At 74.1% G+C, this 25,755-nt stretch carries 21 protein-coding genes and 1 pseudogene; 15 read left to right on the top strand and 7 right to left on the bottom strand.

All coding sequences use genetic code 11. From position 1 onward, the window contains the following. Positions 1-57 precede the first annotated feature (57 nt). The 11 genes and pseudogenes from ACZ6ZN_RS01140 (at position 58) to ppk2 (ending at position 14,620) form a co-directional block, all read left to right on the top strand. The gene (locus ACZ6ZN_RS01140) at positions 58-2,244 is read left to right on the top strand and encodes a SpoIIE family protein phosphatase (protein WP_469642136.1); all 2,187 of its coding nucleotides are present in this window, start codon (positions 58-60) and stop codon (positions 2,242-2,244) included. Between the two features lie 564 nt (positions 2,245-2,808). After that, positions 2,809-3,738 (top strand): bis(hydroxyethyl) terephthalate hydrolase, encoded by a 930-nt coding sequence (bdeA, locus tag ACZ6ZN_RS01135; protein ID WP_469642134.1) that lies wholly within the window; start codon positions 2,809-2,811, stop codon positions 3,736-3,738. A 321-nt stretch (positions 3,739-4,059) separates the two neighbouring features. Continuing rightward, a pseudogene (locus tag ACZ6ZN_RS01130) lies at positions 4,060-5,568 on the top strand (helix-turn-helix transcriptional regulator); the annotation flags it as partial. Positions 5,569-6,709: 1,141 nt separating this feature from the next. Next, positions 6,710-8,017: a PucR family transcriptional regulator gene (locus ACZ6ZN_RS01125; RefSeq protein ID WP_469642132.1), complete on the top strand. Its 1,308-nt coding sequence runs from the start codon at positions 6,710-6,712 to the stop codon at positions 8,015-8,017. A gap of 197 nt (positions 8,018-8,214) precedes the next feature. Further along, on the top strand, positions 8,215-9,078 hold the full coding sequence (locus ACZ6ZN_RS01120) for an ABC transporter ATP-binding protein (protein WP_469642130.1): 864 nt from the start codon (positions 8,215-8,217) through the stop codon (positions 9,076-9,078). Continuing rightward, entirely contained in the window at positions 9,075-9,875 is an 801-nt protein-coding gene (locus tag ACZ6ZN_RS01115) for an ABC transporter ATP-binding protein (protein ID WP_469642128.1), read from the top strand. Before ACZ6ZN_RS01120 ends, ACZ6ZN_RS01115 begins: the two co-directional genes overlap by 4 nt. Next, a complete protein-coding gene (locus tag ACZ6ZN_RS01110) occupies positions 9,872-10,771 on the top strand; it encodes a branched-chain amino acid ABC transporter permease (RefSeq protein ID WP_398107375.1) in 900 nt (299 codons plus the stop codon). Before ACZ6ZN_RS01115 ends, ACZ6ZN_RS01110 begins: the two co-directional genes overlap by 4 nt. Next, positions 10,764-11,903, top strand: a complete 1,140-nt coding sequence (locus ACZ6ZN_RS01105) for a branched-chain amino acid ABC transporter permease (protein WP_469642125.1) — start codon at positions 10,764-10,766, stop codon at positions 11,901-11,903. The genes ACZ6ZN_RS01110 and ACZ6ZN_RS01105 overlap by 8 nt, the downstream gene beginning before the upstream one ends. Then, positions 11,900-13,186: an ABC transporter substrate-binding protein gene (locus tag ACZ6ZN_RS01100; protein WP_469642123.1), complete on the top strand. Its 1,287-nt coding sequence runs from the start codon at positions 11,900-11,902 to the stop codon at positions 13,184-13,186. Before ACZ6ZN_RS01105 ends, ACZ6ZN_RS01100 begins: the two co-directional genes overlap by 4 nt. A gap of 186 nt (positions 13,187-13,372) precedes the next feature. Beyond that, on the top strand, positions 13,373-13,615 hold the full coding sequence (locus ACZ6ZN_RS01095) for a DUF6411 family protein (RefSeq protein WP_398107372.1): 243 nt from the start codon (positions 13,373-13,375) through the stop codon (positions 13,613-13,615). 36 nt (positions 13,616-13,651) lie between these two features. Beyond that, on the top strand, positions 13,652-14,620 hold the full coding sequence (gene ppk2, locus ACZ6ZN_RS01090) for a polyphosphate kinase 2 (protein ID WP_398107371.1): 969 nt from the start codon (positions 13,652-13,654) through the stop codon (positions 14,618-14,620). An 85-nt stretch (positions 14,621-14,705) separates the two neighbouring features. Here ppk2 and ACZ6ZN_RS01085 read toward each other — a convergent pair whose 3' ends face one another. Together ACZ6ZN_RS01085 and ACZ6ZN_RS01080 are read right to left on the bottom strand one after the other, a co-directional pair. Beyond that, a complete protein-coding gene (locus tag ACZ6ZN_RS01085) occupies positions 14,706-15,071 on the bottom strand; it encodes a hypothetical protein (protein WP_451876351.1) in 366 nt (121 codons plus the stop codon). 42 nt (positions 15,072-15,113) lie between these two features. Further along, on the bottom strand, positions 15,114-15,557 hold the full coding sequence (locus ACZ6ZN_RS01080) for an ATP-binding protein (RefSeq protein WP_398107369.1): 444 nt from the start codon (positions 15,555-15,557) through the stop codon (positions 15,114-15,116). Positions 15,558-15,771: 214 nt separating this feature from the next. Between ACZ6ZN_RS01080 and tap the strand changes: the two genes are divergently transcribed. The 3 genes from tap to ACZ6ZN_RS01065 all read left to right on the top strand — a co-directional run bounded on the left by tap (position 15,772) and on the right by ACZ6ZN_RS01065 (position 19,092). Then, entirely contained in the window at positions 15,772-18,039 is a 2,268-nt protein-coding gene (gene tap / locus ACZ6ZN_RS01075; protein ID WP_469642119.1) for a telomere-associated protein Tap, read from the top strand. A gap of 6 nt (positions 18,040-18,045) precedes the next feature. Beyond that, positions 18,046-18,603, top strand: a complete 558-nt coding sequence (gene tpg / locus ACZ6ZN_RS01070) for a telomere-protecting terminal protein Tpg (RefSeq protein ID WP_451876348.1) — start codon at positions 18,046-18,048, stop codon at positions 18,601-18,603. Positions 18,604-18,681: 78 nt separating this feature from the next. After that, positions 18,682-19,092, top strand: a complete 411-nt coding sequence (locus ACZ6ZN_RS01065) for an MmpS family transport accessory protein (RefSeq protein ID WP_398107366.1) — start codon at positions 18,682-18,684, stop codon at positions 19,090-19,092. 24 nt (positions 19,093-19,116) lie between these two features. Here the strand turns inward: ACZ6ZN_RS01065 and ACZ6ZN_RS01060 are convergent, their stop codons facing one another. Continuing rightward, positions 19,117-21,240: a SpoIIE family protein phosphatase gene (locus tag ACZ6ZN_RS01060; RefSeq protein ID WP_469642117.1), complete on the bottom strand. Its 2,124-nt coding sequence runs from the start codon at positions 21,238-21,240 to the stop codon at positions 19,117-19,119. 327 nt (positions 21,241-21,567) lie between these two features. Here ACZ6ZN_RS01060 and ACZ6ZN_RS01055 point away from each other — a divergent pair, with 327 nt between their 5' ends. Next, complete coding sequence (locus tag ACZ6ZN_RS01055) at positions 21,568-23,661, top strand: SpoIIE family protein phosphatase (RefSeq protein WP_469642115.1); 2,094 nt, start codon at positions 21,568-21,570, stop codon at positions 23,659-23,661. An 82-nt stretch (positions 23,662-23,743) separates the two neighbouring features. On the opposite strand, the gene ykgO is transcribed toward ACZ6ZN_RS01055, so the two are convergent. The 4 genes from ykgO to ACZ6ZN_RS01035 form a co-directional block, all read right to left on the bottom strand. Beyond that, positions 23,744-23,866 carry a type B 50S ribosomal protein L36 gene (gene ykgO, locus ACZ6ZN_RS01050; protein WP_398107363.1) on the bottom strand — a complete coding sequence of 41 codons (123 nt, stop codon included), beginning with the start codon at positions 23,864-23,866 and terminating at the stop codon, positions 23,744-23,746. A 28-nt stretch (positions 23,867-23,894) separates the two neighbouring features. After that, entirely contained in the window at positions 23,895-24,152 is a 258-nt protein-coding gene (locus ACZ6ZN_RS01045; RefSeq protein ID WP_398107362.1) for a type B 50S ribosomal protein L31, read from the bottom strand. Between the two features lie 52 nt (positions 24,153-24,204). Then, positions 24,205-24,369 carry a 50S ribosomal protein L33 gene (rpmG, locus tag ACZ6ZN_RS01040; protein WP_383499512.1) on the bottom strand — a complete coding sequence of 55 codons (165 nt, stop codon included), beginning with the start codon at positions 24,367-24,369 and terminating at the stop codon, positions 24,205-24,207. Positions 24,370-24,476: 107 nt separating this feature from the next. Beyond that, complete coding sequence (locus ACZ6ZN_RS01035; protein WP_451876344.1) at positions 24,477-25,583, bottom strand: ABC transporter substrate-binding protein; 1,107 nt, start codon at positions 25,581-25,583, stop codon at positions 24,477-24,479. Positions 25,584-25,755 lie beyond the last annotated feature (172 nt).

Raw genomic sequence — 25,755 nt, 5'->3', positions numbered from 1 at the left:
CCGGGGCGGGTGGCCGGCCGGGGGGACGAGATGACGGCCGAGCGTGAACGGAGACCCATGAGCGGCACCCGCATGTCCGGGACCGTGCGTGACGAGGACCTCTCCGTGCTGTTCGGGACGTCGACCGCGCTGTTCGCGTCCATGGCGGGACCCGCCCACGTCCTGGAGGCGGCCAACCCGGCCTTCTTCGCGGCGATCGGCGGCGGCCGCCGGGAGCGCACCGGGCTGCCACTGGCCGAGCTCATGCCCGAGCTGGTCCCCCAGAGGTTCATCGAGCTCCTGGACCAGGTGTACCGCTCGGGGGAGCGGCACATCGGCCGGGACGCCCGGGTCGTGCTCGGCGCCGGTGAGCAGACCCGCGAGGCGTACTTCGACTTCACCTACGAGGCCCGGCGGGACTCCGGCGGCAACGTCATCGGCGTCCGCATGATCGGTGTGGAGACCACGCAGGCCAAGCAGGCCCGGCGCCTGGCCGCCGAACAGCACGCGCTGCTGGAGCAGATCGCCCGCCAGGCCCCACTGCCCGAGGTGCTCGAAGGCATGTGCCGGACGATCGAGGAACTGTCGCCGGAGGTGATCGTCTCCGTCCTGCTGGCCGACGAGGACGGCCGGCACCTGCGCCACGGCGCGGCGCCCAGCCTGCCCGTCTTCTACAACCAGGCCATCGACGGCATCGCCACCGGAGAGGGCGTCGGCTCCTGCGGCACCGCCGCCCACCGTCGCCGCACCGTCGTCGTCGCCGACATCGCCACCGACCCCCTGTGGGCCGACTTCCGCGCCCTCGCCGGGCAGGCGGGGCTCGCCGCCTGCTGGTCCACGCCGATCCTGGCGCGCGACGGCCGGGTCCTCGGCACCTTCGCCATGTACCACCGCACCCCCCGCCACCCCCAGGACAGCGACCTCGCACTGGCCCGGGTGTTCGCCGACACCGCGGCCCTCGCCGTCGAGCGGCACCAGGCCGAACAGGCCCGTCAGGCCGCCGACGCGCGAGAGAAGGCCGCCCGCGAGGACCTGGCGTTCCTGCTCACCGCCAGCAGCGCCCTGTCCGGACGGCTGGACGAGAGGCAGACGCTCCAACGCCTGGCCGCCCTGTCCAGCCCCACGCTCGCCCCGCTGGCCGCGGTGGACATCGTGGACGGCGGACGCTTCCAGCGGGTGGCCGCCGCCGCGCCCGGCGAGGAGCAGCGCGCGCTCCTGGCCTCCCACACCCCCTCCCGCGAGGCCGAGGACGAGGCCGTCGCCCGGGTCCTGGCCTCCGGCCTGACCGAAGTGGCCCGCCGCAGCCCGACGGGCAGCGGCCCCTGGCGGGAACTGGGCGTCACCGGCTACGTCTGCGTGCCCCTGGTGGACCGCGGGCGGCCGTTCGGCGCGCTGACGCTGCTGTCCACCGACGGGCACTCCTTCGACGGCCACCGGGTGGCCCTCGCCGAGGAACTGGCCCGCCGCGCCGCCTCGGCCGCGCGCAACGCACGCCAGTACACCCAGCGCGCCACGCTCGCCCGCGACCTGCAGACCGGCCTGCTGCTGCCCGACCTGCCCGACATCCCCGGCGCGCGGCTGGCCGCCTTCTACCACCCGGCCGGTGAGGGACTGGAGATCGGCGGCGACTTCTACGACGTCTTCCCCCGGGAGGACGGCAGCTGGGCCTTCATCCTCGGGGACGTCTGCGGACGCGGAGCCACCGCCGCGACCACCACCGCCCTGGTCCGCCACACCGCGCGCGCCGTCACCTCGCTGCTCGACGATCCCGTCGACGTCGTGAAGGCCGTCGACAAGGCCCTCAACGACCGGCACGCCCACCAGAACAACGGCTTCGTGACCCTCGTCTACGGCCACCTCACCCCGTCCCCCGACGGGGTCGGCGTCCACCTGGTCCGTGCCGGTCACACCCTGCCGCTCATGCTCGACGGCGACCACCGGGTCGAGACGGTCGAGGCGTCGGGCGGGCTCATCGGCATCGGCATCCCGCCGACGCTCACGGCGAGCCGCTTCACCCTGCGCCCGGCGGAGAGCCTGATGCTCTACACCGACGGCATCACCGAGTGCCGGGCCTCCGGTGCCGAGCAGTACGGCGAGGCCCGGCTGATCAAGGCCCTCGGTTCGGCCCCGCTCCGGCCGACGGCGGACGACATCGTCGCCACGGTCGCGGAGGACGTCCGCGCGTTCATGGGCGGCCATACCGTGGAGGACGACCAGGCGGCCCTGGTCATCACCGCCGGGGATCCCGCGCCCGACCGCGCCTGAGCCGGACGGGTCCTGACGGGATCCCGACCTGGTCCCGACCTGGTCCCCACCGGATCCCGACCTGCTCCCGACCTGGTCCCCACCGGATCCCGACCTGGTCCCTGCGGGATCCCGCCCTGGTTCCGCGGTTCGCGCCTGTCGTCCAGGGGCCTGCGGTTCTGGCTTCCGCTGACCTGGCTCCTGCGGGCCTGGCTTCTGCCTCCCGGCCCGTACGGTCCGGGGCCCGGCCATGCTGCCTCCTGCCTCCTGCGGTCCGTGCGGTGCTGCGGTCCTGGCTCCCGCTGTTCCGGCCCCCGCGGTCCTGGCTCGCTCCTGCCGTCTCGGCCCCTGCCGTCCCGGCCCTACCGTCCCGCGCGTCCTACGGGACGGTCCTCCGTGTGCGGTGCGGCGTCCCCGCCCGGTGCACGAGACCGGTGACATTGCCGGTCCCGTCAGGCCGACCGGTCCCCGACAGTGGCACGGCCAGCCCGACGGCGGTGGCCCACCGCGGGCATGCGGAAGACACCCCAGGTCCCGCATGCCCGCCCGGTGGGCCGTCCGCCACGACCGAGAGGACGACTCGTCGTGCACCTCGACCCCCACAGCGACTCACCCACCCGCGCCCGCGGCACCCTCGGACGCCGCGCCGGGCGACTGGCCGGCGCCGCCGCGGCGCTCGCCGCCGTCATCGGCATCGGCCCCCTGACCGCCCCCGGGGCCCACGCCGCCGACAACCCCTACGAGCGGGGTCCGGCGCCCACCCAGTCCAGCATCGAGGCCCTGCGCGGCCCGTACGCCGTCTCGCAGACCTCCGTGTCCTCGCTGGCCGTGACCGGCTTCGGCGGCGGCACCATCTACTACCCGACCAGCACCGCGGACGGCACCTTCGGCGCCGTGGCGATCTCGCCGGGCTTCACCGCCTACGAGTCGTCGATCGCCTGGCTCGGCCCGCGCCTGGCCTCGCAGGGCTTCGTGGTGTTCACCATCGACACCAACACCACGGTGGACCAGCCGGACTCGCGCGGTGATCAACTCCTCGCCGCGCTCGACTACCTCACCCAGCGCAGCTCGGTGCGCGGGCGGATCGACGCCACCCGGCTCGGCGTGATGGGCCACTCGATGGGCGGCGGCGGCAGCCTCGAAGCGGCCAAGGACCGGCCCTCGCTCCAGGCCGCGATCCCGCTCACCCCGTGGAACCTGGACAAGACCTGGTCCGAGGTCCGCACCCCCACCCTGATCTTCGGCGCCGACGGCGACACGATCGCCCCGGTCGCCAGCCACGCCGAGCCGTTCTACCAGAACCTGCCGTCGTCGCTGGACAAGGCGTACCTCGAACTGAACGGAGCCACCCACTTCACCCCGAACAGCAACGACACGACAATCGCCAAGTACAGCATCAGTTGGCTGAAGCGGTTCGTCGACAACGACACCCGCTACGAGCAGTTCCTGTGCCCGCTGCCGAGGCCGAGCCTGACCATCGAGGAGTACCGGGGCAACTGCCCGCACACCTCCTGACCGCCTCGCCGCCTCCGGCCCGTGCGACCGGGGCGGCGGAGCAACCGGCGGCGGACGCTCCAGGGCGTCCGCCGCCGGTGCCGTGCCTGCGCACGCCCACGGGGGCGATCCGTTGGGCAGTCGCACAATCCAGGGTGTGACCGCACCCGGCCGAGTCGCAGGTGAGCACGTCGGTCGCCGCGCCGGGCGGCACGGACGCGAGCCTTCCGGTCCTCTTTACGCGCAAGTAACCTCCATGGGATGACCGGAGAAGGAAGCAGCGTGTGGCCGGCTTCCCGCACGGGGACCGGACCCGGGGCCGCCCGGCCGGCCGCCGTGCACCGCGGCCACGCCGAGTTCGCCCGCGGCAGGCGCCAGTTGGCCGGCGGGCCGGTGGGCGACGCGCGCGAGTCCCTGATGCTGGCCGCGTCCCTGCTGGCGGCCGTCGACCCGGACGGCGCCGAGGCCGCGCGCCTGTGCGCGGCGGATGCGGCCTGGGCGACCGGGGACGTGCAGATCTGCCTGGCGACCCTCGACGGGTGGTCCACCGCCCGGGTCGTCCCGGCCGTGCCCGGCGAGGACGGGGCCGCTCCGGCACCTGGCCCGCCGGATCGGACCGGTGCGGGGCCCAGTGGACCGGAGGCGACGGCCGACCCCTTCTTCCGCGACTACCGCGAGGGCATGCGGGCCCTGCTGGCCCGGCACCCGGAGGACGGCGCGGCGCCGCTGCGGCGCGTGCTGGACCGGGCGCGCGGCGATGACCGCCCCGACCGGCTGCTGCGTGCCGCCGCCGCGGCCCTGCTGCTCGGTGACGTCCATGCGGCCCGTGCCGCCGGGGCCCGCGCCCTCGCGGCCGCCCGCGGCACGGAGTGCACCGCTCACGAGGCGCGGGCGCTGGAGTACCTGGGCTACGCCGAACTCCGCGCCGGCCGGCACGCCCAGGCCCGCGCCCACGCCGAGGAGGGCGTGCGGGCGGCCCGGGCGGCCGGGCACCACAACACGGCGGCCAGCCACCACGCGATGCTCGCCCTGGCCGCCTCGATCGAGGGGGACACGGCCGCGGTCGCCGGCTACGCCTCGGCCGCCCTCGGCGTCGCCCGCCGTCACGGCCTGGCCCAGGCGGCGACCCTGGCCGAATGGGCCCTGGCCCGGGCCGACCTGGCCCGCGGGCGGCCCCTGGAAGCCGCCGACCGGCTCGGCCCGCTCGTCGGCCCGGGTCCCAGGCGTGGGCACTTCGCCGTGTGGATGCTGGCGCTGCCCTGTTTCGTCGAGGCCGTCGTGCTCGCCGGTCAGCCGGAGGACGCCCACGGCGTCATCGACGACCTCACCCAGTGGGCTGCCTTCGGCGCCGATCCGCACGCGCCGGCCCAACTCGCGCGCTGCCGCGCCCTGCTGGCCGCGGAGGAGGGGGCGGCCGACCAGCTCTACCTGGAGGCGCTGGCCCTGCACGACGAGTCGGGCGGCGACTTCGAACGCGCCCGCACGGAGTTGCTGTACGGCCGGTGGCTGCGGCGCCGTCGCCGTCTGCGGGAGGCCCGGGCCCGGCTGGGCGCCGCCCTGGTCGGCTTCGAGCGTTGCGGGGCCGGCGCGTGGGCGGAGCAGACGCGCGGGGAACTGCGCGCCAACGGGGTCGCGTCCGGGAAGGAGCCGGCCGGAGGGCTGTCGCGGCTGACACCCCAGCAACTGCGCATCGCCCGCCACGTCGCCGAGGGCGCCACCAACAGGGAGGTGGCCCAGCGCCTGGCCGTCAGCACCCGTACGGTCGACTACCACCTGCGCAACGTCTTCGCCGCACTCGGCGTACGCTCCCGCATGGAACTCGCCCGCATGGTCGGCCGCGAGGACAGCTGACCCCGCCACGACCACCCCGCCGCCCCGGCGACTGGCCTGCCGCCGATGCGGCCGGCCTGCGGCCTCGGCGACTGGCCTGCGGTCCCCGTGCTTGGCCTGCCGCCCCGGCGACTGGCTTGCCGCCCATGCGGCCGGCCTGCGGCCCCCGCGGTCGACCTGCGGCACCGGCGACTGGCCCGCCGCCCCCCTGGTCGGTCCGCCGCACCCGCGACTGGCCTGCGGCCCATGTGGTCGGCCCGCCGCCCGGCGGTCGGCCCGCCGCCCGGCGGTCGGCCCGCGGCCTCCGCGATCGGCTCGCCGCCCCGGCGGTCGGCTCGCCGCAACGCGACTGGCCTGCGGCCTCCGGATCGGCTCACCGCCCCAGCGGTCGGCCTGCGGCATCCGCGATCGGCTTGCCGCCCCGGCGGTCGGCTCGCCGCACACGCGACCGGCTCGCCGCACCCGCGACTGGCCTGCCGCCCCAGGGATCGGCCCGCGGCCTCCGCGACTGGCCTGCCGCCCCAAGGATCGGCCCGCGGCCTCCGCGACTGGCCTGCGGCCCCTGTGGTCGGCCCGCCGCCCCGGCGATCGGCTTGCCGCCCTCGGCGGTCGGTCTGCGGCCTCCGTGACCGGCCCGCCGCCCCGGCGGTCGGCTCGCCGCGCACGCGACCGGCTCACCGCCCCAGCGACCGGCCCGCCGCCCCAGCGATCGGCCCGCGGCCTCCGCGACTGGCCTGCGGCCCCTGTGGTCGGCCCGCCGCCCCGGCGACCGGCTCGCCGCACCCGCCACTGGCCTGCTGCCCTCACGATCGTTCTGCTGCCCGCACGACCGGCCTGCGGCCCGTGCGACTGGCCCGCCGCCCCCGCGGCCCGGACCCGCCGGCCTCCCACGCCCGCGACCCAGACACCCCGAGCTCCCGCCCCGCGGCCCAGACCCCCCGACCTCCCGCCCCGCGGAGCCGAACCCACGCCTCCGGCATCCGGAACCCGAACCTCCACTCGCAGAAGATGGCCGCACAACCCTGGGGACCGACCGGACGGTATGCCATTCTTCGGAGCAGGAGTACTGGGTGACGACGGCCGTCCCGGTGACGTGCCCGCCGGAGTCGTCGGACCGGTGGCGTACGGAGTCGCCGGAGGCCGGAGTTGGGGGAGGACCGCGATGCATCCTGCCGCACGCACACGCACACGCACGACGTTGCGGACCGGGCCGATGCCCGTGCCGCAGCCGCGGACCCGGAGGGTCCGGTCGCTGATCGACGCCGACGCCCTGCGCGTCCTGCACCGCGCGGCCCGTGTCCTGCTCGACGACCTGCCGGAGCTGACCGACCGGCTGCTGGCGGTCCTGCGCGAGCAGGAACCGGCGTACCGGACCGCCCTGGAGAACGATCACACCGGCACCTGGCAGGAGGCGTACCGCTCGCTGCGGCACAGTGTCACCTCGCTGCTCGACCCGCGCGGCAGCCGGGAGGCGGCCCACCGCTGCACCTGGCGGATCGGGGTCGCGCGGGCCGAGCAGGGGCTGCCTCTGGACGCGCTGCTGCACGCCTTCCGGCTGGGCGGGTCACTGGTGTGGCAGCGACTGGTCGAGGAGACCGCCCGGGCGGAACCGGAGGACATCCGGCTCCTGGTCCATGTCGCCACCGACGTGTGGAACTTCGTCGACGAGCACTGCACGCTCGTCGCCGACGCCTACCGGCAGGCCGAACGGCAGCTGGCCTGGCGGCGGGAGAACCGGGCACGCCTGCTGGCGGCGGCCCTGCTGGAGGGCACCAGCCGGATCGCCGACCTGCCGGAGACGGCCGAGGGGCTGGGCCTGCCGGAGCAGGGCCGCTACGTCGTCGTCGCCGTCGCGTGCGGCCGGCCGCAGGACCTCACCGGCGTCCGGGCGGCGGCCCCCGCACACGGTGACGGCACGTACTGGCACACGGGGGTCGAGGCCGACTACGGCATCGTCCTGCTCGGGGAAGGCGCCCCCGGCCGGGACCCGCGGGACCCGCTCGACCCGCTGGCCGCACTCGGCCTGCCCGCCGAGGGGGCACCCGGGCGCCGGGTCGGCATCGGCGACGCCGTGACGGGACTCGCCGCCGTCGGAGACGCCCGGCGCATGGCCGATCTGGCCCTGAGCATCTGCCCGCCCGAGGGCGGCACGGTCCGCCTCGCCGAGCATCTCCCCGAGGCCCTGGTCGGCTCCTGCCCGGAACTCGGCGCCACCCTCACCGAACAGGTGCTCGGCCCGCTGCTGCGACTGGAACCGGCCGACCGGGACGTCCTGCTGGACACCCTCGTCGCCTGGTTCGCCTGCGAGGGCTCGGCCCAGCGCGCCGGTGAACGCCTCTACTGCCACCGCAACACCGTCCTGAACCGGCTGCGCCGCTGCGAGCAACTGATCGGCCGCTCCCTGGCCCGCCCGCACGACGTGGTGGAGATCGGCCTCGCCCTCACCGCCCGCCGCCTGCGGCACGGCTGACGGGGCCCGCTTCCCGCGCGCGGCCGGCGGCGCGCCCCACTGGGCCCCTGGGCAGCCGCACAGTCTCCGTCCGGCGGGGTTGGGACCGCGCAGCATCACGGCCCGGACGCCTGTACCGCGCATCCGCGCCCGTGCTGTCGTGGGCTGCCCTTCCCCCGAAGCACCCGTGCCCGACGGCACGGACCCGAGGAGCCGTGATGCCCGAAGCACCACCGGACGAAGAACCCGCCCTGCACATCAAGGGCGTCGACGTGACCTACGGCCGTGCCGTGTCCGCCCTTCGTTCCGTCTCCCTGACCGTCCCGCACGGCACGGTCGTCACCCTGCTCGGCGCCAACGGCGCGGGCAAGACGACCCTCCTGCGGGCGGTGTCGGGCACTCTGCGCCTGCACCGCGGCGCGATCACCGCCGGACGCATCCGCTACGGCAGCACCGCACTCGACGGGCGCGACCCGGTCGCCGCCGTGCGCGCCGGGGTCGTCCAAGTGCCCGAGGGGCGGCGCGTCTTCGCCGGACTCACCGTCGACGAGAACCTGCGCAGCGGCGGTCTCGGCCTCGGCCGGCGCCGCCCGGACCAGGTCGCCGAGGCCCGGGAACGGGTCTTCACGCTCTTCCCGCGTCTGGCCGAACGCACCCGCCAGGCCGCCGGGCTGCTGTCCGGCGGCGAGCAGCAGATGCTCGCCATAGGCCGCGCCCTCATGGCCGCGCCACGCCTGCTGCTGCTCGACGAACCGTCCCTGGGCCTCGCCCCGCAGATGGTCCACCGCATCGCCGACGTCATCCGCGAGATCAACGCCCAGGGCACCGCCGTGCTGCTCGTCGAGCAGAACGCGGGCATGGCCCTGTCCCTGGCCGACACCGCGCACGTCCTGGAGGTGGGCGAGGTCCGGCTGTCCGGGCTCGCGGACGAACTGGCCCGGACGGACGCGGTGCGCCGGCTCTACCTCGGCGAGACCACCGGCACCCCCGGCACCACTGGTATCGCCGTCGGCGCCGACGGCGCTGCGAACGGCGGGACCGCGCGGACCGCCGGAACCACCGAGGGGCAGGGAGCCGCGTGACCGTCCGCACCACCGCACCGCCCGAACTGGCCGTCACGGACGTGACCGTACGGTTCGCCGGACTCACCGCCCTGGACTCGGTGTCCTTCACCGTCGCCCCTGGCACCGTCCACGCCCTCATCGGACCCAACGGGGCCGGCAAGTCCACCTGCTTCAACGTGCTGTCGGGTCTGTGCCGCCCGGTGTCCGGAACCGTGCGCCTGGGCGACGCGGACCTGACCCGGCTCGCCCCGCACCGCATCGCCGCCCTCGAAGTCGCCCGCACGTTCCAGAACATCGTCACCACCCAGGGCACCGTCGCCGACAACCTGATGCTCGGCCGCCACGCCCTGTCCCGGGCCGGATTCGCGGCCAGCGGCCTGCGCCTGCCGTACGCCCGGCGCGAGCAGCGCGCCCATCTCGACCGGGCCCGTGAGATCGCCGAACTCACCGGTCTGGCCGCCCACTTCCACAGCCCCGTCGCCCTCCTCTCCTACGGCGACCGCAAGCGCGTGGAGTTCGCCCGCGCGCTGTGCCTGGAGCCCCGCGTCCTGCTGCTGGACGAGCCGGTCGCCGGCATGAACGCCTCCGAACGCGCCCGCACGGTCGAGGTCGTGCACGCCGTACGGGCCGAACTCGGCCTGTCCGTCGTGCTGGTGGAGCACGACATGGGACTGGTGATGCGGCTCGCCGACGAGGTCACCGTCCTCGACTTCGGGCGCGTCATCGCCCACGGCACCCCGGACGAGGTCCGCCGCGACCCCGAGGTGCTGCGCGCCTACCTCGGCACGGGCGCCGAACAGGAGGACGCCGCATGACCACCCTGCTGGACAACGTCTTCAACGGCCTCGCGCTGGGCTCCGTCTACGCCCTCGTCGCCCTCGGCTTCGTCATCATCTTCAAGGCCTCCGGCGTCATGAACTTCGCCCACGGCTCCCTGCTCCTGCTCGGCGGCTACCTCACCGCCGTGCTCCACGACGACCTCGGCTTCGCCGGGGCACTGGCCGTGTCCGTCCTGGTCACGGCCGCCGTCGCCGGTGCCATGGACCGCTTCCTGCTCCAGGCGGGCGGCGGTGCCGACCCGCACGCCGCCCATGTGCAGACCATCGTCACCATCGGCGTCGACATCCTCATCCTCACCGACCTGTCCCGGCGCATCGGGGGCGACCTGCTCTCGCTCGGCGACCCCTGGGGCGACGCGGTGAGCGGGCTGGGCCCGGTGACCGTCGCCGACAGCCGCATCGCCGCGATCGTGGTCTCGGCCGCCGTCATCGCCGGTGTCTTCGCCCTCTTCCGCTTCACCTCCTGGGGGTTGTCGCTGCGGGCCTCGGCGGAGGACGTGGAGGCGGCCGCCCTGATGGGCGTGCGGCTGGTGCGCATCCGCATGCTGGCCTGGTGCCTGGCCGGGGCGCTGGCCGCCCTCGCGGCGGTCTTCCTCGCCGCGTTCCCGGCCCCCGGCCTGGAGCGCACGACCGGGCAGATCGCCCTCAAGGCGTTCCCGGCGGCGATCCTCGGCGGGATGGCCTCGCCGCCCGGCGCCCTCGCGGGCAGCCTGCTGATCGGCATGACCGAGGCGCTCGTCGCCGGCTACCAGTCGGATCTGCACGTCCTGGGCGAGGGCTTCGGCGACGTCGCCCCCTACGCCGTGATGGTCCTCGTCCTGCTGGTGCGGCCCACCGGCCTGTTCGGCGGAAAGGCGGCGGTCCGTGTCTGACCGGCTCCCCGGGAACCGCGGCGCACGCCTCGGCCGGACCCTCGCGGTCGTCGTCGTCCTGTCCGCCCTGCCCTTCTACCTCGACGCGTTCTGGCTGCGCATCGGGCTGTTCTCCATGGCGGCCGCCGTTGGCGCGGTGGGCCTCGGCCTGCTGTCCGGCACGGCGGGCCAGCTCTCCCTCGGCCACGCCTTCTTCCTCGCCGTCGGCGCCTACGGCTACGTGTGGCTGGCCGGCGAACCCGGCCCCGGGCTGCCGACCGCCCTCGCGGCCGTCCTCGCGGTCCTGCTCGCCGGGGCGGCGGGCGGGCTCTTCAGCCCCGTCGCCGGCCGGGTGCGGGGTGTCTACCTCGGCGTCGCCACCCTGGCCCTGGTCTTCCTCGGCCACCACGTCCTGCTCACCGCGGACTCGGTCACCGGCGGGTTCAACGGCCGTTCCGTGCCGCCGCTCGAAGTGGGCGGCTTCTCCTTCTCCGCGGACTCCGAACTCACGGTGCTGGGCGTGCCGTTCGGGGCGGAGGAGCGGCTGTGGTACCTCGGTCTGGCCCTGTTCGCCCTCACCTGGTTCACCGCCCGTGGACTGCTCCGCGGCCGCCCCGGACGGGCCCTGGTGGCCCTGCGGGACAGCGAGACGGCGGCCGCGGTGATGGGCGTGGACGTCTCCCGCTACCGCTCGGCGGCCTTCGTCGTCTCCTCGATGTACGCGGGCCTGGCCGGGGTGATGCTCGCCCTCGCCTTCCGCCGGGTCGTCCCCGACTACTTCGGACTGGTGCTGTCGGTCGACTACCTGGCCATGATCGTCATCGGCGGGCTGGGGTCGGTCGCCGGCGCCACCGCCGGTGCCGTCTTCGTCACCGCGCTGCCGCTGCTCATGACCCGCTACGCCGACCAACTGCCCCTGGTGGCCGCCCCGGGCAGCACCGACGGCACGGTCGGCCCCACCGAGGCCGCCCGCTACCTCTACGGAGCGGCGATCGTCCTGATCCTGCTCTTCGCCCCCGACGGCCTGCACGGCCTGGTCCGCCGCCTGCGCGCCCGCCTGCCCCGCCGGGGCGCCGCCCCGGCGGCCCCGTCCGCCCCCACGCCCCGACCCTCACCCGCGTCGTCCGCACGAGCCAAGGAGCCCACCCCGTGAAGTCCACGCACCACACGCACCGCGCACGTCCGACCGCGCTCCTGGCCGGCGCCCTGGCCGTCCTGCTGCTCACCGCCACCGGATGCAGCTCCAAGGCCGACTCCGCCAAGAACCCGGGCGCCGGCGCCGACGGCGTCAAGGCCGGGCCGGGCGTGACCGACAAGGTCATCAGACTCGGCGCCCTGACCGACCTCACCGGTCCGTACGCGACCCTCGGCAAGAGCATCGTCCAGGCCCAGCAGATGTGGGCGGACGAGGTCAACGCCGACGGCGGCATCTGCGGCCGGCGCGTCGAGATCGTCGTCAAGGACCACGGCTACGACGTCCAGAAGGCGGTCACCGCCTACGCCGACCTCTCCTCGGACGTCGTGGCGCTGCCGCAGGTCATCGGGTCGCCCGTGATGGCGGCGCTGCTCGACGACGTCGAGCGGGACAAGGTGCTGACCTTCCCGCAGGCCTGGGCCGCCTCCCTGCTCGACCGCGACGCCGTGCAGGTCCTGGGCACCACCTACGACATCGACATGATCGCGGCGGTCGACTTCCTCACCCGCAGCAAGGGCCTGGCGAAGGGCGACACCATCGGCCACGTCTACTTCGAGGGCGACTACGGCGCGAACGCCCTGGAGGGCTCGCGGTGGGCCGCGAAGAGGGCCGGTCTGAAGGTCGCCGGCCAGAAGATCAAGGCGACGGACACCGATCTGTCCGCCCAGGTGTCCGCCCTGCGCAAGGAGGGGGTGAAGGCCGTCCTGATCAGCGCCGGCCCCGCCCAGACGGCCTCCCTGGTCGGAGTGGCCGCCTCCCGCGGCCTGAAGGTGCCGGTCGTCACCAGTGCGCCCGGTTACGCCCCGCAGCTCATGAAGACCCCGGCCGCCCCGGCCCTCGCCGCGCTGCTCAACGTGGTGAGCGCCGCCCCGGCCGTCAGCTCCGAGCTGCCCGGGGTGCGCAAGATGGTCGCGGCGTACAAGAAGAAGTACCCCGGCGCCCTCCTCGACTCGGGTGTGCTCTCCGGCTACAACGCCGCCCGCCTGATGGGCAACGACCTGCAGAAGGCCTGCGACGGCGGCAGCCTCACCCGCGAGGCCGTGGTCGAGGCACACCGCTCGCAGTCCAGCGTCGACGTCGGTCTGGGCACCGCGCAGAACTTCTCGGACAAGGCGCGGCCCGCGAGCACCGAGGCCTACATCCACAAGCCGGACGCCAAGGCCGTCGGGGCGGCGGTGAACGTCGAGGACGCGCACACCGCACCGGGCGTGAAGGAGTACCTCGCCTCCCGAACCTCCTGACCCCGGACGGAAGGACCGTGGCCGGTGGCCGCCGTATCCGACGGCGGCCACCGGCCACGGCCGTGCCCCCGCGGCCCTCCGCGCAGCTCGTGCGGCGAGGCTCGTGCGGCGCTTTCCGGTTGCTCCACATGGGTGAGGCGGGCGGGGGCACCCGTGTGTGCGTCACCCAGTGGAGGGAGCTCGATCATGGTGATCGCCGCAGTCATCGGCGTGTGTGTGGTGCTGGCCGTCCTGGCCTTTCTCGTCCCCCGGCTGTCCCGGCACCCGGAGCGGGGCACGCAACGGACGCTGGGCGCGGGTGCCCGGGCCGGCGGCAAGGCGCCGGGCGTGCTGGGCCGGCTGTTCAGCAAGCCCTTCCACTCCAGCTCGCGAGCGGTGAGCCGCAGCGGTGCGGCGGGCCGCCGCTCCCGCGGCCGCATGCCGTTCTGACCGCATGACGGAACGGACCGAACGGGGAACCGGACGATGAACGCCGAACACGCCCGAGACGCGGACAAGTTGCTGGAAGGGCTGACCGTCGACGACAGCCGGCAGGAACAGCCGATCGTGCTGGACTCCGACGGACGGCCCATCCGGACGTGGCGCGAGAACTACCCCTACGACCGCAAGATCGGCCGGAAGGAGTACGAGCGGACCAAGCGCGTCCTGCAGATCGAACTCCTCAAGCTCCAGCGGTGGGTGAAGGACACCGGAGCACGCCTGGTGGTGGTGTGCGAGGGACGCGACGCGGCGGGCAAGGGCGGCACGATCCAGCGGTTCACCGAGCGGCTGAACCCGCGCGGCGCCCGCGTGGTCGCGCTGGACAAGCCCACCGAACGCGAGATGGGCCAGTGGTACTTCCAGCGCTACATCGCGCAGTTGCCGACGGCCGGCGAGATCGTCTTCTTCGACCGTTCCTGGTACAACCGGGCGGGCGTCGAGCGCGTGATGGGCTTCTGCTCCAAGGACGAGTACGAACTCTTCCTCGCCCAGTGCCCGGCCTTCGAGCGGATGCTCGTCGAGGACGGCGTCCTGCTGATGAAGTTCTGGTTCTCGGTGTCCCGCTCCGAGCAGCGCACCCGCTTCGCGATCCGCCAGGTCGATCCGGTGCGTCAGTGGAAGCTCTCGCCCACGGACCTGGCCTCGCTGGACCTGTGGGACGACTACACCGAGGCCAAGGTCGACATGTTCCGCGCCACGGACACCGCCCACGCCCCCTGGACCGTCGTCAAGAGCAACGACAAGCGGCGCGCCCGGCTGGAGACGATGCGCAGCCTGCTCTCGCGCGTCGACTACGCCAACAAGGACCGGGATGCCGTCGGCACCCCCGATCCGCTCATCGTCGGAGCAGCCGACACCCTGCTGGAGCCGGGGGAGGAGGACACGAAGCTGTCACCCACCCCGCTGTCCCCGGGGATGGACGGTCCGGGCAACCATCCGCGGACCACGCCCTGAGGTCCACACGCCCGCACGCCATGACGAGGCCGGGCCCCCTCCGCCGCGGAGGGGGCCCGGCCTCGTCATGATCGGCGTCCGGTCCTCAGCCCCGCTGGACGGCGGCCCGGGACCGGGTGCGGTGGTCGAAGTACGCCCACACGGTCACCGCGACCAGGGCGGTGAGGCCGACGGTCACCACCCGCAGCGCGCCGCTGGTCAGGTAGGCGGCCAGAGCGGTCAGCCCGGCACCGCAGAACATGATCGCGCGGCTGGCGAGACGGTACTCGGGCGGCTGGGGATCCTCCCGGTCCTTCAGGTCGTGCACGGCGTCCTTGGCCGGGTGCGAGGAACCGCGCCGGGCCCGGGCCCGGTACGCCAGCCCGTAGCTGATCACGGCGTAGAGCGCGAGCGCGCCCAGGACCCAGAGCCAGACGTACGGGTCGTCACTCGATCCTCGTGCCAGGTACACGACATTTCTCCTTCTGGGGCGGGCCCACCGGGTGAGCGGACGTCAGACGCTGCCGCCGCCGTGTCCCCGGGCAGCACCCTCGCCGCCCTCCGGGTCCGCGGGACGGAAGCACGCCATCACCGTCTTGCCGTGCCGCTGACACCTCATGCCCCACTCGTCGGCGAGCGTCTGCACGATCGCCACACCGCGCCCGGAGACCTCACCCGGCTGGGCGTCACGCGGGCGCGGCAGCGTCGGGTCCTCGTCGTGGACGCTCACATGCAGGCAGTCGCCGTCCCAGGTGAGCACCAGGTGCGCGTCGCTGTGCGCATGGACGTGCGCGTTGGTGATCAGCTCCGACACGGCCAGCACCACCGCGTCCACCGTGTCCGGCTCCTCGTCCGCCCAGGGCAGGGCCGCGAGGCGCCCGCGTGTCCATTCCCGCCCGGCGCGCACTCCCTCCGACATGGGAAACGAGTGCGCCCACCCCATCGCCTTCACCGCCACGGCCCCGACCACCTCTCTTCCGACCACACGGGCTTGTCGCCCCAACCGACTACCCGGCACCCGCCCCGCCAGACATGGGCGCCCGGGCGGTCCACTCCGACGAGTGGCCCGGCTGTGACGGCCCGGGCGTCCCGCCCGACTCGTACGGCGCCCGTACGCGGGGCGTACGCGGTCGGTACGGAAACGGGGCTAACATCGCAGGTGGAGGTGCTGCATGTCGGAGCTGTTCGACGCCGTCGACGCGCTGGTCGCGTCCCGCTCGCCGCTGCCGCCCGCGCAGGAGCGCAAGCGGCTGCGCCAGGCGCACGGCCTGACGCTGGACCAGGTGGCCGCCGCGCTCAAGGTGCGCCGGGCGACCGTCTCCGGCTGGGAGTCGGTGAAGAAGCCGACCGAGCCCCGCGGCCCGGAGCGCGAGGCGTACGCGCGTCTGCTGAAGCAGCTGGCCGACCTGTACCCGGCCGCGCCGGCCGCGCCCCCGCCCGCCGCCCCACCCACGGCGGCCCCCGCCCCTGCCGCGGCGGCGGCCCCCGCCCCTGCCGCGGCGGCGGCCCCCGCCCCGGCTCCGCAGGCTCCCACCCCCGCTGCTCCGGCTGTGCAGGCTGCCACCCCCACTGCCCCGGCTGCCGGTGCCGAGCCCGCCGCCGCGGGCCGGGCGGCCGCGCCGGCGCGCCGTGCGCCCGGGAAGGCACCTGCCCCCTCCGTCCGGGCCCCGCGGAAGCCGGCCCACACCGCCGCCGCGCGCGCCGGCGACCCCCGCTTCGAGAACGGCCCCCTCGCCGTGGTCGACGTGGACGCCGACGGGCGGACCGTGGCGTACTGTCCCGGCGGCCAGATCCTCGACGTCCCCGCCAGGAGCGTCCCCGCCCTGGTCGCGTGGACCCTCGAAGAGGCGCGCCTGGGCCAGCCGAGGCTGGTCGGCGCGGGCAAGGACGGGGACCCGCTGCTCGTGCTGACCGAGGCCGCGCTGGAGCGCTACGGCCTGCCGGTCGCCCTGACCGAGGAGGAGCGGCGGACCGGCCGGCTCCCGGAGGACCACAAGGTCGTCGGCCAACTGACGCGCGCCGACTGGAAGCTGACCAAGCGCGGCTTCGGGCCGTGGGCGCGGATCTACCGCCCCGCCACCGGTGCTGAGCGTGCCTGCGTGCAGCTCTGCATTCCGTCGTGGCGGGCGCTCGACCCGCGCCACTGGGGGGACGCCGCCCAGCTCCCGCCGGCCGAACTGGCCCGCGTCCTCGGCCTGTACGCGTCCCGGGTGATGACACCGCGCGGCTCCACGGCCGTCACCGGGCTGGAGTTGATGACCGCGCTGCACCCGCCGACCCGCGCCTCCGAGCCGGACGCCGACGGCAGGCGGCACTCCGAGCACAACCCCGGCAGCCTGGGCAGGGAACCGGTCGACTGCGCCCCGTGCGAGGCCCCCGACGGGCACCCCCTCCTGACCGACCTGCCCCGCTTCCACATCCGGGGGCCCCACGAGAAGCTGTTCGAGGAGGCGTACGACTGGGCGCGGCCGATGACCGACGACGAGTGCGCCCTGCGGCACCTGGTCGGCATCGACGTGAACATGGCCTTCGCCGCCGGGGCCAACGGCCTCGTCGTGGGGCTCGGCGGGCCGACACACCTGGAGGCACCGCAGTTCGACGCGAAGCTGCCGGGCTCGTGGCTGGTCGACCTGTCGCACGTCGACCTGTCCCGGGTGCGGATCGGCAAGGACCGGTGGGCCGACCTCGACGCCGCACTGCTGCCCAGCCCGTTCACCCCGAAGGGCGAACGCCCCGAGGGCCCGGCCTGGTACGCCACACCCACCGTCGCCTACGCCGTGGAACTCGGCTACGAGGTGCGCCCGCTCGAGGCGTACGTCCGCTTCGACAACGGCCGCTACCTGGACGCCTGGTACGACCGGCTGCGGGACGCCTACCTGGCCACCATGGCCGACCTCGGGGTGCACACCGACATGGAGCCGGCCGACTTCCTCGCGGCGATGGACGGACACCGCGCCCGGGACCCGCAGGCGGCGATCGTGGCCGACGCCGTCAAGGCGACGGTCAAGGGCGGCCTCGGCAAACTCCGCGAGCGGCCCCGGGGCGAGGGCTGGCGGCCCGGCAGTCCATGGCGCGCGCTGTCCCGCCCCACCTGGCGACCGGACATCCGCGCGGCCGTTATCTCCCGTACGCGGATCAACCTCCACCGCAAGATCGTGAAGCACGCGGCGTTCACCGGGCAGTACCCGGTGGCCGTCCTGTCCGACTGCGTCGTGTACGCCGCCGAGGGGACCGGCCCGCTCGACTTCCTGCCCTACCGCGACGGCAAGCCCCTGCCCGGGGGGTTCAAACTCGGCGTGAATCCCGGGCTGGTGAAGCACGAGGGCACCCAGACCGTGCTGTGGGGCGAGGAGGTCCGCGAACGGTTCGGCGCGCCGGAGCTCAACCTCGCCCGGTACATCAAGGACGGCACGGTCACCGACGCCGACAGCGGGGAGTAGCAGCCGATGAGTACCTTCGCGGACGGGCTGGACGCCGCGGTGCGCCGGGCGTTCACCCGCCCGGCGCCCAAGACCGCGCCCGCGCAGATGCGTTACCTCGTCCGGCAGCTCAAGGGCACCCGGCAGGTGGCCCGGCTGCTGAGCGTCTCCCAGCGCACGGTCGAGCGGTATGTGAGGAACCAGATCAAGAAGCCGCGGCCGGACCTCGCGGCGCGGCTGGAGCGCGAGGTGAACAGGCGGTGGCAGCCGCAGGTCCGCGCCAGGGCGCGGCGCAGAGCGGCGACGACCGACGGCATCGTCGTCGACACCCGGGCCCGGATCGGCTACACCGCGCCCATCGGCACCACCGACGAGGACCGGATGCGGCACCTGACCGTGGCACTGCCGCCGCAGTACGCGGCCCGGCTCTTCGAGGCCCAGGAGCAGGGCGCCCCCGACCGGCGCCTGCGCGAGATCACCGCCGAGGGCCTCAAGGAGGTCTACTTCCAGGACAGCGGCCGCCGCGCGGGCCAACTGGAGGAGGTCCGCTTCACGGACGTCGAGCACGTGGAGTTCGACCTGTAGCAGGCCCGAACCCGTTTGACTTTACTTTTCCTTTGCGATTGGCTGCGCAGCACCGTTCCACGATCCGGGGGGATCCTCATGAACCGCTCCTACCGCGCCGCCGTGTGTTCCGTCGCCGTGGCCGGCCTCGCGCTCGGCCTGACCGCCTGCTCCGAGGCGGTCGACCAGGTCGACAAGGCCGTGAACGAGACGTACCAGGTCACCTACGAGGTGACCGGCAAGAACGTCGACTCGATCGAGTTCCACGGGGGCGGCGGCAAGGCCATGGACCCGAAGATCGAGTCGGTGTCGAAGCCGGAACTGCCCTGGAAGAAGACCGTCACCCTGCGCGGCATCATGCCCGCCGCCGTGATGCCCGTCGCCCTGGACCCCGAGGGCGCCGAGGTGACCTGCAAGATCATCTACAAGGGTGAGGTGATCGAGGAGCAGAGCGCCGAGGGCCTGGTGACCTCGGGCGGTTGCACCGCCGAGTCCCCGGTCGGGGGCTGACGACGGGCCGGTGAGGCCCGCGGGTCACCGCAGGCGCAGCAGGAGCAGGGCGATGTCGTCCAGGTGGGCGTGTGCCGGAAGGGCGTGGCGGATCAGGTCGTCGGCCAGCTCCTCCAGGGGCCGTTCACCGGCCGTGGTGAGGTACTCGGCGACCGTCGCGATGGACTCGGTGATGTCCGCGCCCGGTGCCTCCACCAGGCCGTCGGTGTATAGGGCCAGGAGAGAGGGGCCCGCCGGCAGGGCCGTCGTCGTGACCGGGTAGGTGGCCTCGACGCCCGTGCCGATCCCCAGCAGCGGCCCGGGCTCCACCTCCAGCACCCTGGTGCGGGGCTCCGGCTCGGACGTCCGCAGCAGCGGCGGGGGATGCCCCGCGCTGGCCAGGTGCAGCCGGCGTTCGGCGAGGTCGACGTGGAGGTACAGACAGGACACGAACAGGTCGGTCTCCAGGTCGAGCAGAACCCGGTCCGTGCGCATGAGGACCTCGTCGGGCCGCGCCCCGGCAGTGGCGTGCACGGCGGTGCGCACCTGGCCCATCAGGGCGGCGGCGTTGATGCTGTGGCCCTGCACGTCACCGATCACGGCCGCCGCCGACGTGTCGCCGAGACGGATGAGGTCGTAGAAGTCGCCGCCGACGTCCATGCCGTGCGCGGCGGGGAGGTAGCGGGCGGCCACGCCGAGCTGCGGCACGGGCGGCAGGGTCACCGGCAGCAGCGTCTTCTGCAGCCCGTGGGCGAGGTCGTGTTTGGCGTCGTACAGGCGGGCCCGGTCCATCGCCTGGGCGATCAGCCCGCCCAGGGAGACCAGCACGGCGCGTTCCCCGGCGCTGAACGTCCGCGGCCGGTCGTAGGACAGCACGCAGCAGCCGACGCGGCGGTCGGAGACGACCAGGGGCAGGAAGGCCCAGGCCTGCTTCCCGCTGACCACGGTTGCCCGGGGATGGGCGCGGGCCATCTCGTCGCGGTCGGGGAAGAAGGCGGGGACGCCGCTCTGCAGGACGTGGCCGGCGGGCGTGAGGTCGGTGTCCAGGGGCAGGCCGTCGAGACGGGCGATCGTGCGGGGGTCGTACCCCCGGTGCCCGATGATCCTCAGCCGGCCGGCGTCCGCCGCGGAGACGACCATGCTCTGCGCGTTGAAGGCCGGCACGATCTGGTCGCCCACGACGTGGATCACGTCGGCCACGGTGACGGTCTGGCTGAGGGCCGCCGCCAGATGGATCAGCTGGTGCACCCGGCCCGTGCCGGCGCCCTCGGGCGGTGCGGGCCCCCGCGCCACGGGAGGCGGCGCGCTGTCCACGGGGCGGTTCTCGCGGTGCGGTTGCAGCAGTGCGCTGATGCCGCTGCTGTTCGGGTACAGCTGGATGTCGAGCCAGGTGTCGGGCGGGCGCAGGGCGGTGTAGGCGACGGGCTCACGGCTGAAGACCGCCGTGCGGTAGTTGTCCTCGTGCACGGGGGTGTCCAGCCAGGGCACGGCCTGCCACGGCAGGGTGCCCAGGAGGCGCTCGGGACGCAGGCCGAGGAGGCGGGCGGCGGCATCGTTGACGTACGTGATGCGCCCCTCGAGGTCGAGGCCCAGGGTGCCCAGGGGCAGCCGCTGCACCAGGTCGGCGGCCGCCAGACCGGCCTGGGCCCTGTCCGGCTCCGGCGGGTGCAGCGGCACCGCGCGGGGCTGGTCGGGGACGATCGAAGGAGTGGGTGACTCCTCCAGCGCCTGGGTGACGCGCTGCGCGCTGGACAGGATGTGCCCGCGCTCGCGGCGGGTCAGGGACGGCGGGTGGCTCGTGGACCAGACCAGGGCGAGGGCTCCCCAGTGGCGGACGCCGTCGAGCGGGGCGAAGGCCAGGGCGAACCGGTACGGCAGTCCCGCAGCGGCGTTCGGGTACAGCCTGGCCAGGTCCTCCTGCCGTCCCACCCACACCAGGCGGTCGTCCCGTACCGCCTCGGACAACGGCCCCGCGGCCGACAGGGCCACCCGCCACCAGGGCGCCACGGCCATCACCGGGACCCCGCACACCAGGCTCAGCCGCAGGACCGGTTCGGAGGGCGACAGCAGGTACACGCCTCCGGCGGAAGCGCCGGTGCGCCGGACCGTGGCGCTGAGCGTTTCCTCCAAGGACGAGCCGTCGGGGAGCTCGCCGTCCAGAGCGGTCACCTCTCGACCATATGCGACAAAGAGGGCCTCAGGAGACCGAGGGCGGGGCACGGGTCCCGGTGCCCGCTCCCGGACGCCGCCGCCCGCCGCGGACGGCCGGTGTGTGGAAGGGTGGAGAAGAAGGACGATCCGGCGAGGTGAGCACCATGTCGTTCCACGGCCGGGCGACCGGGCCGCCGGAACGATCGTCGTGCGGCGTCGCCCCGGCGCGTCCTCTGGCCGTCCTCAGCCGTGTGCCGCAAGGTGAACGGGTCGCCGAACAGCGGGGAAGCGGCGGGCCCGCCCACCGGGACGCGGCGAGGCCGACAGGCGGAAGGGGCGAATGCGATGAGCCGAGGGGATCAGCACGCGGAGCCTTCGGAGCATCCCGACGGGGCCGCGTCCGGCCCGAGCGGGCTGCTGGACCTGCTGGGCGTCGCCGCGGTGCTCGCCGAGGCCGACGGCCGGATCGACATGTGGAGCCCGCAGGCCGAGGAGCTGTTCGGCTACTCCCGTGAGGAGGCGGTCGGACAGTACGCGGCCCAGCTGCTCCTGCGCCCCGAGCACCGCGAGGCGGCCGTCAGGCTGTTCGCCGAGGTGATGGTGACCGGCCGGGGCTGGGCGGGATCCTTCCCCGCCCGGCACAAGGACGGCAGCAGCCTCATGGTGGAGTTCCGCAACATGCGGCTGACGGACAACGTCGGCGACCACTACGCCCTGGGACTGGCCACCGACCGGGCCCTGCTGCGGCAGGTCGAGCGCAAGGTGGCCCTCTCCAGCCTGCTGGTCACCCAGGCGCCGGTCGGGCTGTCCGTCCTGGACACCGAGCTGCGGTACCTGGCCGTCAACCCGGCCCTGGCGTCGATGCACGGCGTCTCCGAGGCGGGCCACGTCGGGCGCAGCTTCCGCGAGATCCTGCCCGGCGAGCCCTTCGAAGCCGCCGAGAACCAGATGCTGGACGTGCTGGAGACCGGCCGGCCCGTGGTGGACCGGCAGGTGGTGGGCCGCACCCGGGCCGACCCCGACCACGACCACGCCTGGGCCGTGTCGATCTACCGCCTCCAGGACAACGGCGGCAACGTCCTGGGCATCGCCAACGTCGTCATCGACGTGACCGACCGGTACGAGACGGCCAGGGAGGCCGAGCGGGCCCGGCAGCGCCTGCGGATGATGGCCGACGCCTCGTCGCGCATCGGTACCACCCTGGAGGTGGAGCGCACCGCGCAGGAACTGGCGGACGTGCTCGTGCCCGACCTGGCCGACATGATCGCGGTGGACGTGCTGGACTCGGTGCTGCGGACCGGCCGCCCGGACGTCGGTGAGAAGCCGCCGCTGTTCCGCGCCCTCGCCGTGAAGACCGCCTATCCGACCGACGCCTCCGAGGCGATCATCGCGCCGGGCCAGCTCACCACCTACCACGCCGACCACCCGGCGGCCCACTGCCTGCGCACCCGCCAGCCGCTGCTGATCAAGCACCTGGACAGCGGCGAGCTCGGCCGGGTCGCCGCCGACGCCGCCGCGGCCGACCTGCTCGCGCAGGCCGGGGTCCACACCGACATGGCGGTCCCGCTCATCGCCCGCGGTCAGGTCATCGGGGTCATGAGCCTGGCCCGCGCGCGCAACCCGGTGCCCTTCGACGAGAACGACCTCACCCTCGCCGGCGAACTCGCGGCGTCCGCCGCGCTGAGCATCGACAACGCCGTGCTGCACCAGCACATCCGCCGCGCCGCCGAGACCCTCCAGCGCAGCCTGCTGCCGCAGCCCTCGCCCCGCCGCCCCGGCCTGGAGATCGCCGCCCGCTACCGCCCCGCGCAGGCCTTCAGCGAGGTCGGCGGCGACTGGTACGACATCATCCCGCTCAGCGGGGACCGGACCGCCCTCGCGGTGGGCGACGTCATGGGCAGCGGCATCCCGGCCGCCACCACCATGGGCCGGCTGCGGACCGCCACCTCCACCCTCGCCGCGCTCGACCTCGACCCCTCCCGGATCCTCAGCCACCTCGACCGGATCACCCAGGGCCTCGACCCCTACATCGCGACCTGCGTGTACGCGGTGTACGACCCGCATCTGCGCCGGCTCCAGGTGGCCGGCGCCGGTCATCTGCCGCCGGTCCTGGTCCGGGACGGCGCGCCGCCCGAACTGCTCGACCTGCCCACGGGCACCCCGCTGGGGGTGGGCGGTGTCCCGTTCGAGACCACGACCGTCGCCATGGGGCCCGGCGACCAGCTCGTCCTGTACACCGACGGGCTGGTGGAGACGCGCGACGACCCCATCGACCGGCGGCTGGGCGACCTCCTGGACCTGCTGTCCCCGCCCCACGGCTCCGCCGAGGAGACCTCCGACCGGCTCCTGCAGCGGCTGCGCCAGCCCGCCGACCACGACGACGTGGCCCTGCTCATCGCCCGGGCGCGTCCGCTGGACGCTCCCGCCGGCGGCGCCTGAACCGGACCGGCGCCCGCTGTGCGAACGGCCCGGCCCCCGCGGTGCACGCGGGGGCCGGGCCGGCCACGGTGTGGAGGGTCCGTCAGCCCTGGCGGGCCTTGAAGCGCGGATCCTTCTTGTTGATCACGTACGTCACGCCCTTGCGGCGCACCACCTGGGCGCCGGGTCTGGCTTTGAGCGCGCGCAGCGACTTGCGTACCTTCATGTCGTCCCCTTCCGGGTCGGGTGTCCGGTCAGCGGCGGGCGCCGTCGCGGCCGTAGCGCCGCTCGAAGCGCTCCACGCGTCCCGCGGTGTCCACGACGCGCGAGGTGCCGGTGTAGAAGGGGTGGCTCGCCGAGGAGATCTCGACGTCGACCACCGGATAGGTGATGCCGTCCTCCCACTCGACCGTGCGCTGCGAGTCGAGGGTGGAGCGGGTCAGCAGGGCGAAACCGGCTGCCCGATCACGGAAGACGACGGGACGGGAGACGGGGTGGATCGCGGTCCTCATGGCTGTCCTTTCGTCGGGGGCCTCCCGCCGCCGGGCGGCGGGAGGCAGGCGGTCAGCGCTCCTCGCGGAACGGGACGTGGGCCCCGGCGACCGGGTCGTACTTGCGCAGGACCAGACGGTCGGGGTCATTGAGGCGGTTCTTGCGGGTCACGTAGGTGACGCCGGTGCCGGCCGTCGACTTCAGCTTCACGACGGGCCGCGCGCTGCTGCGTGCCATGAGGACTCCTTTCCGCCCGACACACGAGCCTTCGGTTGACTCAGGCATGTCAGACAGGGGTGTCAACCACCGGCACCGGCTCCGCATTCCCGCCCGCGTGCCGTGGGCTACTTCGCGCCGAGTCCGGCGTCGTCGGCCCCCGGCTTGCCGTCCGCCTTCAGCACCTTGTTGAGGAGCCTCAGGTCGTAGATGCCCTTCAGGTCGGGCTTCTCCAGCAGACCGGCCGTGACCGCGTGCTGCGCCTCCGTGTTGAGCGTGGAGGCCAGCGGGTCGTCGAGGAAGGTGACCGACTTCCACGCCGGGTCGAGGACGTCGGCGGGCAGCGCCTTGCCCGACAGCTCCTTCAGCGCCTCGTTGGCGGACTCCTTCGCCTTGCCGGGGTTGGCGTTGATCCACTCGTTGGTCCGCACCGAGCCGCGCAGCACCGCCTCGACGACGTCCGGGTGATCCCGGAGGAACTTCTGCGACACGATGATGTTCGTGATCACGAACTTCTTGTCCGGCCACAGGGTCGACTCGTCGAGGAGGACCTTGCCGCCGTCGGCGACCAGCTTGGACGCGGTCGGCTCCGGCACCCACGCGCCGTCAATGGAACCGGACTTGTAGGCGTCCGGCGTGATCTTGTTGTCGGTGCGCACGACGGAGACGTCACCGGCTCCGCTCTCGGCGTCGACCTTCCACCCCTGCTCGGCGATCCAGTTGAGGAACGCGACGTCCTGGGTGTTGCCCAGCTGCGGTGTGGCGATCTTCTTGCCCTTGACGTCCTTCAGGGACTTGATCTTCTTCGGGTTGACGACCAGCTTCACGCCCCCGGAGGCCGAACCGCCGATGATGCGCAGATTCTTGCCGCCGGACTTGGTGTAACCGTTGATCGCCGGGGAGGGGCCGATCCAGCCGATGTCGATGGCACCGGCGTTCAGCGCCTCGATCTCGGACGGCCCGGCGTTGAAGGTGGACGCCTTGATGGTGGTGCCGCCGAGCTCCTTCTGGATCAGTCCCTCCTGGACGCCCACGAGCGCCGTGGCGTGCGTGAGGTTGGGGAAGTAGCCGATCTTCACCTGGTCGACGGAGAGCTTCTCGGCGCCGGCCGCGACCTCGCTCTTCTTGCCGTCGTCCGTGGACTCGGAGCCGTAGCCGCAAGCGGTCAGCAGGAGGGGAAGCGCCGCCAGGGCGGCGAGGGTGCGCAGGCTGGTGAAGGGTCTTGCGGCAGACACGGAGGTGTCCTCTCGGAGATGAGGGAGCGGAAAGCGGGCGATGGTGTGGGGGGCCGGGGGTCGCCGTACGTCGGGGAGCGCTCGCCGGCGCACGGCACGGGACAGCCGTGCGTGAGCCGCTGAGCGCAGCGGTGAGGGCGGGTGGTCGCGACGGGTGGTCGCGACACTCCGG

Source organism: Streptomyces sp. NPDC053665 (assembly GCF_055585285.1).
Note: the sequence above shows the minus strand (reverse complement) of the source record. Positions and strands in the feature narration are given on the sequence as shown.